14 protein-coding genes, 1 tRNA gene and 1 pseudogene are annotated in these 15,980 nt (G+C 65.7%); 3 read left to right on the top strand and 13 right to left on the bottom strand.

Annotated elements, in window-relative coordinates:
• Positions 1-214: 214 nt before the first annotated feature.
• From H7841_15160 to mutM, 10 genes are all read right to left on the bottom strand, one after another.
• On the bottom strand, positions 215-1,513 hold the full coding sequence (locus tag H7841_15160; GenBank protein ID MEO5338213.1) for a TolC family protein: 1,299 nt from the start codon (positions 1,511-1,513) through the stop codon (positions 215-217).
• A 508-nt stretch (positions 1,514-2,021) separates the two neighbouring features.
• Entirely contained in the window at positions 2,022-3,248 is a 1,227-nt protein-coding gene (hemA, locus tag H7841_15165; GenBank protein MEO5338214.1) for a 5-aminolevulinate synthase, read from the bottom strand.
• Between the two features lie 40 nt (positions 3,249-3,288).
• The gene (locus tag H7841_15170; GenBank protein MEO5338215.1) at positions 3,289-4,671 is read right to left on the bottom strand and encodes an aspartate aminotransferase family protein; all 1,383 of its coding nucleotides are present in this window, start codon (positions 4,669-4,671) and stop codon (positions 3,289-3,291) included.
• A gap of 153 nt (positions 4,672-4,824) precedes the next feature.
• On the bottom strand, positions 4,825-5,088 hold the full coding sequence (locus H7841_15175; GenBank protein ID MEO5338216.1) for a hypothetical protein: 264 nt from the start codon (positions 5,086-5,088) through the stop codon (positions 4,825-4,827).
• Positions 5,089-5,158: 70 nt separating this feature from the next.
• Entirely contained in the window at positions 5,159-5,977 is an 819-nt protein-coding gene (locus H7841_15180; GenBank protein MEO5338217.1) for a phage capsid protein, read from the bottom strand.
• 565 nt (positions 5,978-6,542) lie between these two features.
• Entirely contained in the window at positions 6,543-7,886 is a 1,344-nt protein-coding gene (dnaA, locus tag H7841_15185) for a chromosomal replication initiator protein DnaA (GenBank protein MEO5338218.1), read from the bottom strand.
• 499 nt (positions 7,887-8,385) lie between these two features.
• Positions 8,386-8,652: a 30S ribosomal protein S20 gene (gene rpsT / locus H7841_15190; GenBank protein MEO5338219.1), complete on the bottom strand. Its 267-nt coding sequence runs from the start codon at positions 8,650-8,652 to the stop codon at positions 8,386-8,388.
• 93 nt (positions 8,653-8,745) lie between these two features.
• The gene (locus tag H7841_15195; protein ID MEO5338220.1) at positions 8,746-9,519 is read right to left on the bottom strand and encodes an enoyl-CoA hydratase; all 774 of its coding nucleotides are present in this window, start codon (positions 9,517-9,519) and stop codon (positions 8,746-8,748) included.
• A gap of 40 nt (positions 9,520-9,559) precedes the next feature.
• Positions 9,560-9,931: a hypothetical protein gene (locus H7841_15200; GenBank protein MEO5338221.1), complete on the bottom strand. Its 372-nt coding sequence runs from the start codon at positions 9,929-9,931 to the stop codon at positions 9,560-9,562.
• A 16-nt stretch (positions 9,932-9,947) separates the two neighbouring features.
• Positions 9,948-10,775: a bifunctional DNA-formamidopyrimidine glycosylase/DNA-(apurinic or apyrimidinic site) lyase gene (mutM, locus tag H7841_15205; protein ID MEO5338222.1), complete on the bottom strand. Its 828-nt coding sequence runs from the start codon at positions 10,773-10,775 to the stop codon at positions 9,948-9,950.
• 46 nt (positions 10,776-10,821) lie between these two features.
• Between mutM and ubiE the strand changes: the two genes are divergently transcribed.
• Positions 10,822-11,562 carry a bifunctional demethylmenaquinone methyltransferase/2-methoxy-6-polyprenyl-1,4-benzoquinol methylase UbiE gene (gene ubiE / locus H7841_15210; protein MEO5338223.1) on the top strand — a complete coding sequence of 247 codons (741 nt, stop codon included), beginning with the start codon at positions 10,822-10,824 and terminating at the stop codon, positions 11,560-11,562.
• A gap of 5 nt (positions 11,563-11,567) precedes the next feature.
• Positions 11,568-13,106 carry a 2-polyprenylphenol 6-hydroxylase gene (gene ubiB, locus H7841_15215; GenBank protein ID MEO5338224.1) on the top strand — a complete coding sequence of 513 codons (1,539 nt, stop codon included), beginning with the start codon at positions 11,568-11,570 and terminating at the stop codon, positions 13,104-13,106.
• On the opposite strand, the pseudogene H7841_15220 reads toward ubiB, so the two are convergent.
• From H7841_15220 to H7841_15230, 3 genes and pseudogenes are all read right to left on the bottom strand, one after another.
• Positions 13,103-13,333 (bottom strand): annotated as a pseudogene (locus tag H7841_15220) (hypothetical protein). The gene ubiB and the pseudogene H7841_15220 overlap by 4 nt on opposite strands.
• Positions 13,334-13,511: 178 nt before the next feature.
• Positions 13,512-13,588, bottom strand: a tRNA-Arg gene (locus H7841_15225).
• A 29-nt stretch (positions 13,589-13,617) separates the two neighbouring features.
• Positions 13,618-14,139: an acyloxyacyl hydrolase gene (locus H7841_15230; protein MEO5338225.1), complete on the bottom strand. Its 522-nt coding sequence runs from the start codon at positions 14,137-14,139 to the stop codon at positions 13,618-13,620.
• Positions 14,140-14,571: 432 nt separating this feature from the next.
• On the opposite strand from H7841_15230, the gene H7841_15235 reads away from it, so the two are divergent.
• A partial coding sequence (locus H7841_15235) for an SDR family NAD(P)-dependent oxidoreductase (protein ID MEO5338226.1) occupies positions 14,572-15,980 on the top strand: 1,409 nt, incomplete at its 3' end.

Below are 15,980 nucleotides of genomic sequence, written 5' to 3' on the forward strand. Positions count from 1 at the left end.
GTCCACCTTGCCGATCGGCTCGCCCAAAGAGCCGCGCCCCGCCTGCGCCAGTTGGATCAGCCCGCCGTCCTGGTCGGATTCGTTAAGCAAGGACATGCTCGCATCCTCTCGCCTGCCGCGCCCCACCCGCCATCCCATCGACTGTCATTATGATCCTCGGCACCCGCCAAGTCGAGCGCGCCCGTCCGGAACGTGACGGTACGCACACCGCCCGCTACTCGATGAGGCTCAAGTCGAGCTTGCCCATCATCAGCATCAGGGTGTAGGCCGCCACGGCAACGTCCATTTCGGCAGCCGTCGCGTCGCTGTTGGCGTTGATCAGCGAGGTTTCGCCGGCCAGCACGTCGATCAGGGAACGGCGGCCCAGTTGGCGTTCCTTGCGGGCCAGCGACAGATACTCGGCCGCGATGTTGGCCATGTTGCGGAAGTGCTCCGCGTTCTCGCGGGCGGTCAGCAGGTTGTCCCAGGCGGTGCGGGACTGTTCCTCGATGGTCCCCTTCTGGTCGACGTAACGGCTTTCGGCACCGGTCTCGGTATGCTTGGCGGCGCGGATGGAGTTCAGGGCGGTGAAGCCGAGATTGAAGTCGTAGGTCATCTCGACCTTGACGATCTGTTCGATCTTGGAGCCGATGGTACCGGCGTCGTCGTTCTTCCACTTGCTCTGGGCGACGCCGTTCAGCTTGGGCCCGAACTTGCTGGAATAGGCGATGGACACGTCTTCCTTGGCCGCCAGCATTTCCAGGTGGGTGGCACGCAACTGCGGATGTTCCTTCATGGCCAGATCGATCACCGTCTCGATCTTTTCCGGGATCAGTTCCAGCGGCGTGCGCGGCGGCACCAAGCGATCCAGGTCGGTCGGGACGGTGTCGAACACGCCGCGGTATTTGTTGAGCGCGACCCGCAGGGTGCCTTCCGCCTGCACCCGGCGGGTGCGCGCCTCGGCCAACTGGGTCTTGGCTTGCAGGACGTCGGTGGAATAGCCGGCGCCCTTCTGGACCAGGGCGTCTTCCAGTTCCGTCTGGCGCTTGACGTTTTCTTCCGAACCGCGGGCGAAATCGAGGGTCTTGGATGCCTTGATGACTTCCAGGTAGGCCTGGACGCCGTCGAAGATCAGCTTCTGGCGAACGGCACGGCCGTTTTCCACGGCGATCTGATACTTCAGGTCGGCCTTGTCGATATTGGCGTTGGCGACGCCGAAGTCGTAGATCTGCTGCGTGACCTTGGTGTCGACGCTACGGGCGGGCAGATGGGTGTCGGCGACGCCGGCGCCCTTCTTCTGCTGCTCGTGCCCGTAATAGGTGGTCAAGTCGAACTTGGGATACCAGGCACCCCGTTCGACCTCGATGTTTTCCTGGGAGGCGGCCACGCTGGCTTCGATCTGCTTGATGCGGGCATGATTGCTCATCGCCGCCGTCAGCGCCTTCTTCAGATCGCTTTCCGCCAGGACTGGGCTTGCCAGAACGAGCGCGAAGCCCGCCACCGCCGCCAACAGCCCCAGACGCATCCTCATCATCCGAACCCCCGAAGGTTCCAAGAATTCCTGACGGTCCGCCCCCCCAGGCCCCATCGGACGCCCGAAAGGCGGGATTCAAACTCCGAGTCCCATGGAGTCGCACCACGCCATTCAAGCGAATTCCTTGTATCGCAAGACACCCCTCGATAGGAAGAGTTTGCTTAAAAAACTTTTAACGCCATGAAAACAATGGCATTTCTTGGCGGTTCCCGGCCGGGGGGGGAAGAATCCATTCGGAAAAGCCCCGAATCGGGCCGCAACAACCCTGTGTCGATAACAAATTGAAATGACCGGCTTAGGTAACACATCGGTCGTTCGTGGCCGACTGGAGGACTGTTTTCCCTCGGCGGGCAGCGGAAGCTGATCCGCCCCTCTTCCAGTGCGACCAGACGACTGTTGGCGATGGCGACACGATGGGGATAGCGCGCCGCGGTCGACAGATTGTTGTGGCCCAGCAGCACCTGAATGATGCGGATGTCGGTGCCACTCTCCAGCAGATGGGTTGTTCCTACTCCGCCGCCTTGGCGATGCGGGCCAAGCCCAGGCGGGTCCAGACTTCCTGGATCGACTTGACCAAGTGATCCATGTCGGCGTCGCTATGGAGGGGCGTGGGGGTGAAGCGCAGGCGTTCGGCGCCGCGCGCCACCGTCGGGTAGTTGATCGGCTGCACGTAGATGCCGTGCAGGAGCAGCAGTTCGTCGCTCGCCTTCTTGCACAGCACCGCGTCGCCCACCATGACCGGCACGATATGGCTGACGGTGGGCATCGCCGGAATGCCGATCTCGGTCAGGCGGCGGCGCAGAGTGGAGGCGCGTTCCTGGTGACGTTCGCGCACCTCGTTATGGTCCTTCAGGAAGCGGATGCTGGCCCGAGCCGCGGCGGCCACCGAAGGCGGCAGGGAGGTGGAAAAGATGAACCCGGCCCCGAAGGAGCGCACGAAATCCACCATGGCCGCCGAACCGGCGATATAGCCGCCCACCACGCCGAAGGCTTTGGCGAGCGTGGCCTGGATGACCGTCAACCGGTCCATTTGGCCGTCCCGTTCGGCGACGCCCGCGCCGCGCCGGCCGTACATGCCGACCGCGTGCACCTCGTCGATGAAGGTCATGGCGTTATGCTTCTCGGCGACGTCGCAGAGCTCCTTGATGGGGGCGATGTCGCCGTCCATGGAATAGACGGATTCGAAGGCCACCAGCTTGGCCCGCTCGCGCGGGTATTCGCCTAGCAGCTTGTCCAGGTGTTCGGGATCGTTGTGGCGGAAGACGCGCTTTTCGGCGCGGGAATGCTTGATGCCCTCGATCATCGAATTGTGGTTCTTCTCGTCCGAGAAGACCACGCAATCGGGGACCATGGCGCCCAGGGTGGACAGCGCCGTCAGGTTGGCCATCCAGCCGGACCCCAGCAGCAGGGCGGCCTCCTTGCCGTGCAGGTCGGCCAGTTCCCGTTCCAGCATCACGTGGTAGTGGTTGGTGCCCGAGATGTTGCGAGTGCCGCCGGCCCCGGCGCCGCAGCGATCCACCGCTTCCTTCATGGCCGCCAGCACGTCCGGGTGCTGGCCCATGCCCAGGTAGTCGTTGGAGCACCAGACCGTGATCTCGCGGACGCTGCCGTCGTCCGCATGGAACATGGCGCGCGGAAAGCGGCCCGCCTGCCTTTCCAGGTCGGCGAAGATGCGGTAGCGGCCTTCGGTCTTCAACTCCGCGATCTTGTCTTGGAAGAAGCGCTCGTAGTCCATCGCTGCACCCTTCCCGGCATTGCGCCGGCCCGTTCCTCCCTCACGCCAGGCCTTGGTTTCGCACCCAGGCCCAGGTCTCGTCCAGGGCGCGCCCGAAGCGCGCCAGGATCTCGTCGATCTCCGCTTCGCTCGCCACCAGGGGCGGCGAAAAGGCGATGCTATCCCCCAAGGCCCGCAGGATCAAGCCGCCTGCCTGGGCGTGGCGCACCAAGGTGGCGCCGACGCCCTGGGTCGGATCGAAGGATTCCCGGCTCGCCTTGTCCCGCACCAGTTCCACCGCGCCCACCAACCCCACCCCCCGGACATCGCCCACCATGGGGTGGTCCGCGAAGCGCCCGAGACCGTCTTGCAGCCGCGGCGCCAGGGCGCGGACGTGGTCCAGGATATTGAGATCGTCATAAATTTTCAACGTCTCCAGGGCCACCGCCGCCGATACCGGATGGCCGCCGTAGGTGTAGCCGTGCCCGAAGATGCCGATCTTCGCGCTTTCCTCCACCATGGCCTGCCAGATGGGTTCCGATATCAGCAGGGCGGAGATTGGCGCATAGCCCGACGACAGCGCCTTGGCCGTGGTCAAGAGATCGGGCTTCAGGTCGAAGGTCTGGCTGCCCCAGCGGTTGCCGGTGCGCCCGAAGCCGCAGATCACCTCGTCGACGACGAACAGCACGTCGTACTTCTTCAGGACGGCCTGCACCTTGGCGAAATAGCCGGCGGGCGGCACGATGACCCCGCCGGCGCCCATCACCGGCTCGGCGAAGAAGGCGGCCACCGTGTCGGGGCCTTCCTTGAGGATCATCGCCTCCAGTTCTTCCGCCAGGCGGGTGGCGAAGGCCTCCTCGGTTTCGGCGGGGCGGCCGAAGCGATAGTGATGCGGGCAGCCCGCATGCAGGATGCCGGCAATGGGCAGGTCGAAGTCGCGGTGGTTGGCGGGCAGGCCGGTCAGGCTGCCGGTGGCCACCGTGACCCCGTGGTAGGCCTTGTGGCGGGAAACGATCTTCTTCTTGGCCGGCCGGCCGCGGGCGTTGTTGTAGTACCAGATCAGCTTGACCGCGGTGTCGTTGGATTCCGAGCCCGAGCCGGCGAACAGCACCTTGGACATGGGAACCGGGGCCAGGTCCAGCAGGCGTTCGGCCAGTTCCACCGTCACGTCCGGCACCCGGCCGGAAAAGCTGTGGTAGAAGGACAGCCGCCGCATGGCCTGGGCGGCGGCCTCCACCAGGCGCTCCTGGCCCCAGCCCAGCGAGGTACACCAGAGGCCGGCCATGGCCTCGATGTATTCCTTGCCCGCCTGGTCGTAGATACGTATCCCCTGGCCGCGGCCTATGACCAGCGGTCCGGTGGCCGCGTGGGTCTTCAGGTTGGTGTAGGGATGGGCGAGACAGGCGACGTCGCGGTCGCCGATGGGGCGGGCGGGGCTGGTCATGGCTGCAGGTTAGTGGAGCTATGGGCAGGGTGCAAGGAAAGGCCTTGCCGTTGGTCTTGGGCGGGGCCCTCGTAGCAGGCCAAGGCGAAGTGAAGGACGATTCCGGCGTCCCCGGGGCTTTGGGCCTAGGGGACGCCGGTATGTTGAACGGCCTTAGGCGCCGCCGCCGAACGTGGTCAGTTCGGAGACGCCGACGGTGCCGCCGACGTTCGACGCGACCAGCAGGACGCCGGAGGCCGCAGTGCCGTCGGTGTCCAGGTTGGCCATGATCATGTCGCCGACCCGCAGCATGTCGGCGGCGTTGTTGAAGTAGCCCGCGCCCTCCGCGGCGGCCGCGGTATCGGTGGAGGCATAGTGCCAGAGCGTGAAGCCGTTGGCATAGGCCAGCACGCTGAGGTTCTTGGACTCGTAAGACATGGTTCTCTCCTTGAATGGAAGGGGAGCCCCGGAGGGCGGGATGTCATCCCTCCCCCCGGAGCCGTCCGCCTTAGGACTCGAGGCAACGCATGGAAGCGACGCCGGTGGGGTCGATCAGGCAGCAGCCCATGCTCATCATGTTGTTGATGAAATAGGCCGCCCGGTCGCCGTGCCAGGTGGTGTCGGTCTTGACATCCTTGCCGATGGCATGGCCCACCGCCGTCTTGTGGTACCAGTAGCAGTGGCGCACGCTGCCGGCCTTGGTCAGGCCGGAATGCGGCATCCACAGGGCGCCCAGCCAGCGCTTGGCCTGGGTGCCCTTCCAGGGCAGGTCGCCGTCGCCTACGTAGTCGGCGTTGGCGAACTCCTCGATGCCCAGCAGGTCGCTCCACTGCTTCCAGCCGACGATGGCGAAACGTTCGCCGTCGTCGGGCACGTCGGCACCGCCCAGCATCTCGAAGGCGGTCAGCACCTTGGCCTTGGTCAGCCCGTCGGTGTCGGCGCCGGCGTAGTTGGTGGAGGTGTCGAGCTGGGCGATGATCAACTCGTCGGTCTTGCGGCCGAGGGCATAGGCCCCCGCCTTGGCGACCACCGAGCGTTCCGGCATGTTGGTCTTGATCTCGTCGAGCGAGTCGACCCAGTCTCCGGCGTAGTAGTCGTAGAGCTGGCATTCCACGGTGTCGTGGTCCACGTTCATCACGGGGACCTTGCCGTGCCGCGCCTTGGTGGAAGCGGTGCCCTTGCCGACCTTCTGGAAGACGGTAGTGGCGCCGATCACGCTGTTCTTGACCCGCACGGTGTTGCGCAGCTTGGAGCCCATGGCCTGGTAGGCGGAATGGACCTCGCCCTCGAACTGTTTCGTGAAGGCATTGGCAATGGTCGTCGACATGTAGACTTTCTCCTGATGTCAGGTTTTTGGGGTGAAAAATCCCGGCCCCGCGAGGGGGGCCGGGTTGCCTGCCGCTGTCCGGTTGTGGGATATCCCGCCGGACGGCGGCAGGCGCGCTCCCCTGGGCCGGCGGGCAAGGCCGGCCGGTTGTCCATGGGAACGAAGGAGAAACGAAAAGCCCCGGCCGCAGTGGGCCGGGGCGGGATTGGGCGATCATCCGCTAGCTTCGCCGCCCGACGCTTTGACGGCATCGGTCGGCAGCCCTGTTGGCCCGTCGAGCCCACAGGGAGTCTCTGCCCGTGAAAAAAGAAAAGCCGTCGCGGCGGTTGCCGGGACGGCGGGCTGGCGCCGGGCACACTCATCCCGGTCACGAGAGCGACAATAGGACCACAGATAACCGTGGTCAAGGTCTTTTATGCGAACAAAGTGATTTTTTTCATTTGTCCGTTAGGCACAAGATCGCTACGCGACCGCGGCTACCGCCGGAAGGCGTGGCCATCGCGGAAGGAACGCGCCAACCGGCAACGCCTCGCCTCTTCCCTTCCAGGAGATCGCCGATCGATTCTCAGCCTTCCAGCATACGCCGGAGCAGTTCGACGTCCTCGGCGAAGGCGGTGTCCCGTTCGCGCAGTTCGTCCACCTTGCGCACGGCGTGCATGACCGTGGTGTGGTCGCGCCCACCAAAGCGGCGCCCGATCTCGGGCAAGGAACGGGAGGTGAGCTGCTTGGCCAAGTACATGGCCACTTGGCGCGGACGCGCCACAGCGCGGGCCCGGCGGGCCGAGTGCATGTCGGATAGCCGGATATTGAAGTGTTGGGCGACCCGCTTCTGGATTTCCTCGATGGTGATGCGGCGATCGCTGGCCTTCAGCAGGTCGTGCAGAACCTCCTGAGTGGTCTCCAGGCTGATCTCGCGCCCGACCAGTTGCGAATGGGCGACCACGCGGTTCAACGCCCCTTCCAGTTCGCGGACGTTGGACACGATCTTGTGGGCCAGGAACTCCATCACCTTGCGCGGAACTTCGACACCCAGGCGTTCGGCCTTGGATTCCAGGATGCCAAGCCGCAATTCGTAGGTGGTGGCGTGGATATCGGCCACCAAACCGCAGTTGAGCCTCGACTTGAGGCGCTCCTCGATCCCTTCCAGGTCGGAAGGCGATTTGTCGGCCGAGATGATGATCTGTCGGCCCTGGTCCATCAGGGCGTTGAACGTGTGGAAAAACTCCTCCTGGGTGGACTCCTTGCCGCTGATGAACTGCACGTCGTCGATCATCAGGACATCCACAGAACGGAATTGTTCCTTGAAGTCTACGGTGTTCTGTTCGCGTAATGCCCGGATGAAGCGGTACATGAACTTCTCGGCCGACAGGTAGACCACGGTGCGCTTGGGATTGCGCTCGCGGATGCCGTGGGCGATGGCATGCATCAAATGGGTCTTGCCCAGACCGACGCCGCTATAAAGGAACAGCGGGTTGAAGGGAGGCATGGGAGCATCGGCCACCCGGGTTGCCGCCGCGTGGGCAAACTCGTTAGGCTTGCCGACCACGAAGCTGTCGAAGGTGAAGCGTGGGTCGAGAGGCGCGCCGATATCCTCGCGCTCGACATCGACAGGGGAGGCGGGCTTGGCGGCGACCTTGTCCGGCGACGCGCCGGTCGCCTGGCCCTCGCGGTCCGACTGAACGAAGACGTCTATCACCTTGACGCCCGGCTCTTCCTCGATCCAAATCCGGCGCAGGCGTTCGGCGTAATGGGCGACCACCCAATCGCGCATGAACCGCGTCGGCACGGAAATGCGCACGCGCCCCGCGCCGATTTCGCGGAGAGTCATGGGCTTGATCCAACTCTGGTAGGCCGTGTCGCCGATCTCGGTCTTCAGGCGCTCGCGAACCCGTAGCCACTGTGCATCCATGGGATTGATTGCCCCCGGTATTGTCTTGCCGCCGGTCTTTCCTTCCGAACCCCGCTGCCCTTGCGATCACACCGGCAGCGACATCCAAAGCGTCCATCCGGTTATCAGGAGAATTCCCGACATTCGTCGGACGGACACTCAAGAAAAGACCAGCCATCCCCAAATGTCTTGCTGGTCGATAACGACGAATTAGTTCCCAATAACAAACGGTTCTTCCTGAACCTATCCCCCCGTTTCTAGGGGGCTGAAGATTTTTTGTTGATGGGACGGCTGCAAAAACCTATCGGAGCCCGTTCCGGCCCTCCGGCCCCACGCCGTCGTTGGGCTGACTGTACCCAGCGGCCCGGACCCTGGCAAGCCGGCGAAATCACACCCGGAGAAAATAAATCGCTTGACAACCGAGACTCGAACCAGCGCGCCGACATCCACGCAATCGACGCAAAAAAGGCTGCGGAATCAATGGATTCCGCAGCCCTCCCCGAAATTGGCAGGGGCTTTGCTAGGCCTGCATGGCCTTGATGCGAGCCGCCAAGCGCGACAGCTTGCGCGACACCGTGTTCTTGTGCAGCACATGGGCCTGGGTGCCCCGCATCATCTCGGGCTGGGCGGCGCGGAACGCCTCCTGGGCCTTGGCCTTGTCGCCGGCGGCGATGGCTTCCTCGACCTTGCGGACATGGGTCCGGATGCGGCCGAGGCGGTCGCGGTTGACGGCGGTGCGTCGGGCAGTCTGGCGGGCGCGTTTTTCGGCCGACTTGTGATTAGCCATTCTCGGAACCTTTGTGTCAGCAGGGGTCGCGAAACGAAGGCAGGCTTATAGCCAGCCAGCCTCCGCCCGTCAACCGGTTTGGTGTATCCCGCTTCAGCCGTGGGTGAAGTTGGGCTTGCGCTTCTCGGCGAAGGCCGCCATGCCTTCCTTCTGGTCGGCGGTGGCGAAGGTGGCGTGGAACAGCTTGCGCTCGAAGCGCACGCCCTCGGAAAGGGTGGTCTCGAAGGCACGGTTGACCGCCTCCTTGGCCATCATGACGGCAGGCAGGGACAGGCCGGCGATGGTCTCGGCGGTCTTCAGCGCTTCTTCCAACAGCTTGTCGGCGGGGACGATGCGGGCCACCAAGCCGGCGCGCTCGGCTTCCTCCGCGCCCATCTGGCGGCCGGTGAGGATAAGGTCCATGGCCTTGGCCTTGCCGACGGCGCGGGTCAGGCGCTGGCTGCCGCCGGCGCCCGGAATGGTGCCGATGGTGATTTCCGGCTGGCCGAATTTGGCGGTGTCGGCGGCGATCAGGACGTCGCACATCATGGCCAGTTCGCAGCCGCCGCCCAGGGCGAAGCCGGCCACCGCGGCGATGGTGGGCTTGCGGCAGGCGGACAGGCGCTCCCACTCCTTGATGAAGTCGTCCAGCAGGCAGTCGACGTAGCTGCGGGCCTGCATCTCCTTGATATCCGCGCCGGCCGCGAAGGCCTTCTCGCTGCCGGTCAGCACGATGGCGCCGACGCCGGCATCGGCCTCCAGGGCGTCGAGGGCTTGGCGCAGTTCCGAGATGAGCTGGTTGTTGAGCGCGTTGTAGGCCTTGGGGCGATTGAGGGTGATCAGTCCCACGCGACCGCGGGTTTCGACGAGGATGGTCTCGTAAGCCATGGCGGAGCTCCTTCAAGCCGGATGTCGGATGTGCGATGGGTCATTTGGTCTTATTGCCCCCGGAAATGGGGGAGATGGAAAAGCGGACGGCGACACCGGCCGCAGTCGGAGCCATCTGCAGACGCAGCAGTTCGGCGTCGCGGCGGAAGGTGGCGTCATCCAGCCGGGTCCAGCCCAGTTCAGGCAGGGCGGCAGCGTAGAACTCAAGGACCTGAGGCGCGGCGAGAGCGCCCGTTGCCTGGGTTTCGGCCAAGCGTCCCTCCGCCGTATCGAAGACGATGCCGCCCTCGGGAACCTCGGCGAGGCCGGGCATGAGCGGCAGATCGTCCTCGATGGACAGGAATCCGTCGGCGTGGCCGGCCAGGGGGGCCAGCAAAATCAGGACGGCCATGAGGATGCGCGCTCGGGTCATGGAAGACAGGCTTACATCACTGCTGCCGCTTCGGACAATAGAAAGTCGAACGCCCCGATTGGACGATGCGCCGGATACCTTCGCGGCACGAGCAGCCGGGACAGGGTTCGCCCTCGCGGCCGTAGACCGCCAGTTCGTTCTGGAAGTAACCAAGTTCCCCGTCCGCCTGCCGGTGGTCGCGCAAGGAGGTGCCGCCCGCCGCCACCGCTTCGGCCAGCACGTCGCGGATGGCCCCGGCCAGGATATCGGCTTGCCTCCGCGTGACCGACGCCGCATCGCGCAGAGGCGACAGGCCGGCGCGGAACAAGGCCTCGCAGACGTAGATGTTGCCCAGCCCCGCGACCCGCCGCTGGTCGAGCAGGGCCGTCTTCAGCGGCGAGCGGCTGCCGGCCAGCCGGCCTTTTAGGACCGGGCCGTCGAAGGACTCGTCCAAGGGCTCGGGGCCTAGGCCGGCCAGCAAGGGATGGGCTTCCAGGGCGCCCGGCTCGACAAGGTCCATCAGGCCGAAGCGGCGCGGATCGCGGAAGCGGATTTCGATGCCGGCATCGGTGGCGACCACGACGTGGTCGTGCTTGTCCAGCGGGGCCGCGCTCGGTGTGACCACCATGCGTCCCGACATGCCCAGATGCACCAGCCAGACTCTTTCGTCGTCCAGGAAGGCCAATAGATACTTGGCCCGCCGCCCCAGGCGGACCACCCTGCGTCCCGTTAAACGCTTGGCGAAGCCGTCGGGCAGGGGGACGCGCAGGTCGGGCCGGCGGGCCTCGACGCGCGCCAGCACCCGGCCCTCCAGGACGGGGGCGAGGCCAAGGCGGACGGTTTCCACTTCGGGCAGTTCGGGCATGCCTGAAACCTAGCGCATGGCGCGGGCTTCGGCTATGGTGCGGCTCATGACGGCCAGGGAAACTCATTTCGGCTTCAGAAACGTGCCCGAGGACGAGAAGGCGCGGATGGTGCGCGCCGTCTTCGACAGTGTGGCGCCGCGCTACGACCTGATGAACGATCTGATGAGCCTGGGCATCCACCGATTGTGGAAGGCCGCTTTCGTCAAGGACCTGAAACCCCGGCCTTCCATGCGTCTTCTGGACGTGGGTGGCGGCACGGGCGATATCGCTTTCCGCTTCCTTGAATTGGGTGGGCGCGAGGTCACCGTCTGCGATATCAACAAGGAAATGCTGGCGGTCGGCCGCGACCGGGCCATCGACCGCGGCCTGCTGAAGGGGCTGACCTGGGCCTGCGGCGACGCGGAAGGCCTGCCGTTTCCCGATTCCTCCTTCGATGCCTTCACCATCGCCTTTTGCATCCGCAACGTCACCCGCATCCCCGAGGCGCTGAAGGAAGCGCGCCGGGTGCTGAGGCCGGGTGGACGCTTCCTGTGCCTGGAATTCAGCAAGGTGGTGCTGCCGGTCCTGGACAAGCTCTACGACACCTATTCCTTCCAGGTTTTGCCGGCGCTGGGCCAACTGGTGGCCGACGACCGCGAGGCTTACCGGTATCTGGCCGAAAGTATCCGCCGCTTCCCCGACCAGGACGAGTTCTCCTGGATGATCGGCGAGGCGGGACTGGAACGGGTCACCTACCGCAACCTCACGGGCGGAATCGCCGCCATCCATTCCGGCTGGCGGCTTTAGACATGCTGCTCCGCTCGGCGCGCAACCTCCGCCGCCTGTTGCGCATCGCGCGGATTCTCGCCCGCCACGACGCATTGTTTCTGCTCGAACGGCTGGAGATCGCCCCGGCCCTGGTCCTGGGCGCCCGGCTGATCTCGCGCCGGGGCGCCCCGGGCCGGCCCGGCCAGCGCCTGGCCCGCGCGCTACGCGAGGCGGGGCCCAGCTTCATCAAGCTGGGCCAGGCGCTTTCCACCCGCTCCGACCTGCTGGGCGAGGAAATCGCCGCCGACCTTTCCGAATTGCAGGACCGCCTGCCGCCATTTCCGGGGGCCATGGCGCGGGCCGCCATCGTGGCCGAATTCGGCCGGCCGGTGGAAGAACTCTTCCGGTCCTTCGACGACGAGGCGGTGGCCGCCGCTTCCATCGCCCAAGTGCATTTCGCCATCACCGCCGACGGACGCGAGGTGGCGGTCAAGGTGCTGCGGCCGGGGATCGAGGAGGCCTTCGGCGCCGACCTGGACCTGTTCTTCTGGGGCGCCGAGATGCTGGAGATGGCCCGTCCCGAGTGGCGGCGCCTTAAGCCCGTCGAGTCCATCCGCACCCTGGCCGAGACGGTGGCCATGGAAATGGACCTGCGCTTCGAGGCGGCGGCCGCCGCGGAACTGCGCGACAATTTCGCGGGCGATCCGACCTTTCACGTCCCGGCGGTAGACTGGCCGCGCACCGGCAAGCGGGTGATGACCTCCGAACGGGTGGCGGGCATCCCCATGGACGACCGGGCTGCCGTGCTGAAGGCCGGCCACGACCCGGAAGCGGTGCTGGCCAAGGCGGCGGCCGCCTTCTTCTACCAGGTCTTCCGCGACGGTTTCTTCCATGGCGACCTGCATCCGGGCAACCTGTTCGTGCGCGACGACGGCAGCCTGGTCGCGGTCGACTTCGGCATCATGGGCCGTATCGACGGACCGACCCGCCGACACTTGGCCGAGATGCTGGTCAGCTTTCTCAACCGCGACTACCGCCGCGCCGCCGAAGTCCATTTCGAGGCCGGCTGGGTGCCCGCCCATCGATCCGTGGACACCTTCACCCAGGCCTGCCGTTCGATTGCCGAGCCGATCCTGGACAAGCCCCAGAACGAAATCTCCATGGCCCGCCTGTTGGGCCAGTTGTTCCAGATCACCGAGCAGTTCGACATGGAAACCCAGCCCCAGTTGCTGTTGTTGCAGAAAACCATGCTGGTGGCTGAAGGCACCGGCCGCAACTTGGCGCCCGAAGCCAACATGTGGTTCCTCGCCCGGCCGCTGATCGAGGATTGGATGACCCAGGCCATGGGCCCCGAGGCCCGTGTGCGCGAAGCCGCCAAGGGCGTCGCCCAGGGACTGGACCGTCTGCCGCGCCTGCTGGGCGATGTGGAAAGCACGCTTTCCATGTTGGGACAAGGCGGCCTTCGGCTCCATCCGGAGACCCTTCAAGCCTTGTCCGGCAACCGTCCGAACGGAAGCGCCGCCCTGGCCCTCTGGCTCGCCGTCACCCTGTTGGCGGCGATCCTGGCCGTGTTGGTGGGCTAGTGTTCCGACTCTAACGCTTGGTACCCGCCTTGACGTTGGCGAGGGCGTTTCTGGCGCGGTCGACCTTTTCCCAGGATCTCGTGGGCGGGAGCGTTCCATGCGAAGGGCTTGGGATCGGCATTGTGACGGTCGAGATAGTCGGCGATTGCCTTCTCCAGGTCGGCGACGCTTTTGAAGACGCCGCGCCGGATGGCGTTGCGGTCGATTTCGGCGAAGAACCGATCCACTTGCAAAATCGTGGAACGTCACGCCCAGCCCAACGTCGCCATCGCCTGCCTCTCATGAGAGTCTCATGAGGCGCGATGCCCCCATGGGGCGCCCGCACGCCCCGAGGGGCAAATGCCGCCACCAGAATCAACCCGGATGCCCGGGGAATTTTGCAAGTGGCTCACTAATTGAAAAGATTGGTGCGCCCGGCGAGATTCGAACTCACGGCCCCCAGATTAGGAATCTGGTGCTCTATCCTGCTGAGCTACGGGCGCGCCCAGGGGAAGGTTTACCCCCTTCCGGCCTACTTGAACAGTCCGCCGATCTTGTCGAAGGGAAGGGAATAGTAGACGGTCAAGGTCTCGGTTCCCGGATTCTTGTCGCCAAGACTGGCGTTCGAATAGTGGGATATCGCCAAACCGAGGCGCGAACGATCGTCGAAGCGGTAGGCGAATTCGAGCTGCGACCGGAATTCGAGGGGATAGCCCAGGTCCAGTTGCTTGTCGCCGCCTAGATAAAGATGAGGCGCGAAGCTGGGGGTCACCACGACGCGCCGACCGAAGTAAACGTCCCACAGCACCCCGGCCCCGATGAAGCCGTGGCCCGAAGTGGCCCCGCCGCCCGCCACGAAGGGCTTCCACTGGATATAGGGAATCTTGTAGTCCGACCGGTATTCCAGGCGGAATTCCGCGCCGGGATCCTTCTGGCGATTGAAATCGAAATAGCCGCCACCCAAGGAGAGGAAGTCGGGATCGTCGGCCGCCGCCGACGCGCTAGCCATACCTAGCGCCATCGCCATCGCCACCAACCAAGTCTTGTGGGCCATCATCCCCTCCGGTCCCGAACCCTGGCCGGCATCATAGGGAAGGCGGTCGAAAAAGCAAGGTGGGCCTCAGAACCCGCAGGGCTCCGAACTCAGGTTAACGCGGCTTGCTTCACCGCCTGGGTGCGGGAGACCTGACCCGACCGGCCGGAACTGGTCGCCATCGACGGCAAGACCTCGTCGATCAACCTGGATTCGTTGCCCTGAATCCAGGGCCGTCGACGGTCCGCGGAGTCCGCTTCCATATTGACGAACATTCCCCGATGTTCGTTGGATACACGCTATTCAAGCCACTGTTCCTGGACGATGTTTCCGACAAGGTGAGCATCGGCGACGGCCGCGGACGACCCGGAACAGGGCGGTCCGTTCCTGCGCCGCCTTGCGCCCCGCTGCCGGCAAGGGTAATCCTTCGCCCGCAACGAAAAGGAGTCCATCATGCAGAACCGCTGGTCCGATGCCGCCGCTGCCGAAGCCTTGAAGACCTGGGGGCCCGATGCCGACCTGGCGCTGCAGGTCCATGCCACCCGTCTTTTGGGCGCCGACAAGGCGTTGGTGCTGCACGGGGGCGGCAACACCTCGCTCAAGGGCACCGCGACGGACCTGACTGGCGAGACGGTGGATATCCTCCGCATCAAGGGCTCGGGCCGGGATCTGGCGGCCATCGACCCGGCGGGCATGCCGGCCTTGCGCCTGGCGCCGCTCCGCCGCCTGGCGGCGCTTGCGGCCCTGAGCGACGCCGACCTGGTCTCGGCGGCCCGTTCGGCCCTGCTGGACGCGGCGGCGCCCGGCCCTTCCGTGGAAATGCTGCTGCATGCCTTCCTGCCGGCCAGGTTCATCGACCATACCCATGCCAACGCGGTCCTGGCGCTGACCAACCAGGACGCCTGGGAAGCCGCCTGCCTTGCCGCCTTTGGCGACCGCCTCGCCATCGTGCCCTACGCCATGTCGGGCTTCGCCCTGGCCAAGGCGGCCAAGGCCGCCATCGAGGCCAAGCCGGACGCGGAAGGCTTGGTGCTGTTGCGCCATGGCATCTTCACCTTCGGCGACAGCGCCCGCCAAGCCTACGACCGGATGATCGAGTTCGTTTCCCTGGCCGAAGGCGTCCTCGCCCGGGCGGGGCGCAAGGCCTTCGCCCCCGCCGCCCTGCCGGCCGCCATCGCCCCCCTGGCCCAGGTGGCGCCCATCCTGCGCGGCGCCACCGCCTTGGCCGTCGATCCCGGCGAGAACCGCCACCGGCCCTTCGTCCTCGACTTCCGGGGCGGGCCGGAGGTGCTGGCCTTCGTCAACGGGGCCGAACTGGCCCGCTATGCCGGCGAGGGGCCGGGGACGCCCGACTTCGTCATCCGCACCAAGCGCCTGCCGCTCGTCCTGCCGGCGCCCGAGGCCGGCAGGCTGGCCGAATTCAAGACGGCGGCGCGGGACGCTGTGACCAGGTACGTGGCCGACTACCGCGCCTACTTCGCCCGCAACAATGCCCGCCACGGCGGCGGCAAGACCGAACTGGACCCCATGCCGCGCGTGGCGCTGGTGCCGGGGCTGGGGCTGTTCGGCCTGGGCTGGAGCCGGAAGGAAGCCGCCATGGCCGCCGACTTCGCCCTGGCCAACGTCGACATCGTCGGGGCGGCGGAAGGCCTGGGGCGGTCGCTGTCGGTATCCGAGGAAGACGCCTTCGACATCGAATACTGGTCCCTGGAACAGGCCAAGCTGGGCCGGGATGCCGGCCTGCCCCTGCAGGGCCATGTGGCGGTGGTGACCGGCGGCGCATCGGGCATCGGGGCGGCCACGGCGAAGGCCTTCGCGGATCAGGGCTGCGCGGTGGCGGTGCTCGACCTGGACCCCGAGGC

Source organism: Magnetospirillum sp. WYHS-4 (assembly GCA_039908345.1).
In the GTDB taxonomy this organism is placed as follows: Bacteria; Pseudomonadota; Alphaproteobacteria; order Rhodospirillales; family GLO-3; genus JAMOBD01.

Bases quoted from the DNA above. Each gene is read 5' to 3' on its own strand.
- H7841_15230 (MEO5338225.1), bottom strand. From the start codon at position 14,139: ATGGCCCACAAGACTTGGTTGGTGGCGATGGCGATGGCGCTAGGTATG.
- H7841_15170 (MEO5338215.1), bottom strand. From the start codon at position 4,671: ATGACCAGCCCCGCCCGCCCCATCGGCGACCGCGACGTCGCCTGTCTC.
- hemA (MEO5338214.1), bottom strand. From the start codon at position 3,248: ATGGACTACGAGCGCTTCTTCCAAGACAAGATCGCGGAGTTGAAGACC.
- H7841_15200 (MEO5338221.1), bottom strand. From the start codon at position 9,931: ATGACCCGAGCGCGCATCCTCATGGCCGTCCTGATTTTGCTGGCCCCC.
- rpsT (MEO5338219.1), bottom strand. From the start codon at position 8,652: ATGGCTAATCACAAGTCGGCCGAAAAACGCGCCCGCCAGACTGCCCGA.
- H7841_15195 (MEO5338220.1), bottom strand. From the start codon at position 9,519: ATGGCTTACGAGACCATCCTCGTCGAAACCCGCGGTCGCGTGGGACTG.
- H7841_15160 (MEO5338213.1), bottom strand. From the start codon at position 1,513: ATGATGAGGATGCGTCTGGGGCTGTTGGCGGCGGTGGCGGGCTTCGCG.
- ubiE (MEO5338223.1), top strand. From the start codon at position 10,822: ATGACGGCCAGGGAAACTCATTTCGGCTTCAGAAACGTGCCCGAGGAC.
- mutM (MEO5338222.1), bottom strand. From the start codon at position 10,775: ATGCCCGAACTGCCCGAAGTGGAAACCGTCCGCCTTGGCCTCGCCCCC.
- H7841_15180 (MEO5338217.1), bottom strand. From the start codon at position 5,977: ATGTCGACGACCATTGCCAATGCCTTCACGAAACAGTTCGAGGGCGAG.
- H7841_15175 (MEO5338216.1), bottom strand. From the start codon at position 5,088: ATGTCTTACGAGTCCAAGAACCTCAGCGTGCTGGCCTATGCCAACGGC.
- dnaA (MEO5338218.1), bottom strand. From the start codon at position 7,886: ATGGATGCACAGTGGCTACGGGTTCGCGAGCGCCTGAAGACCGAGATC.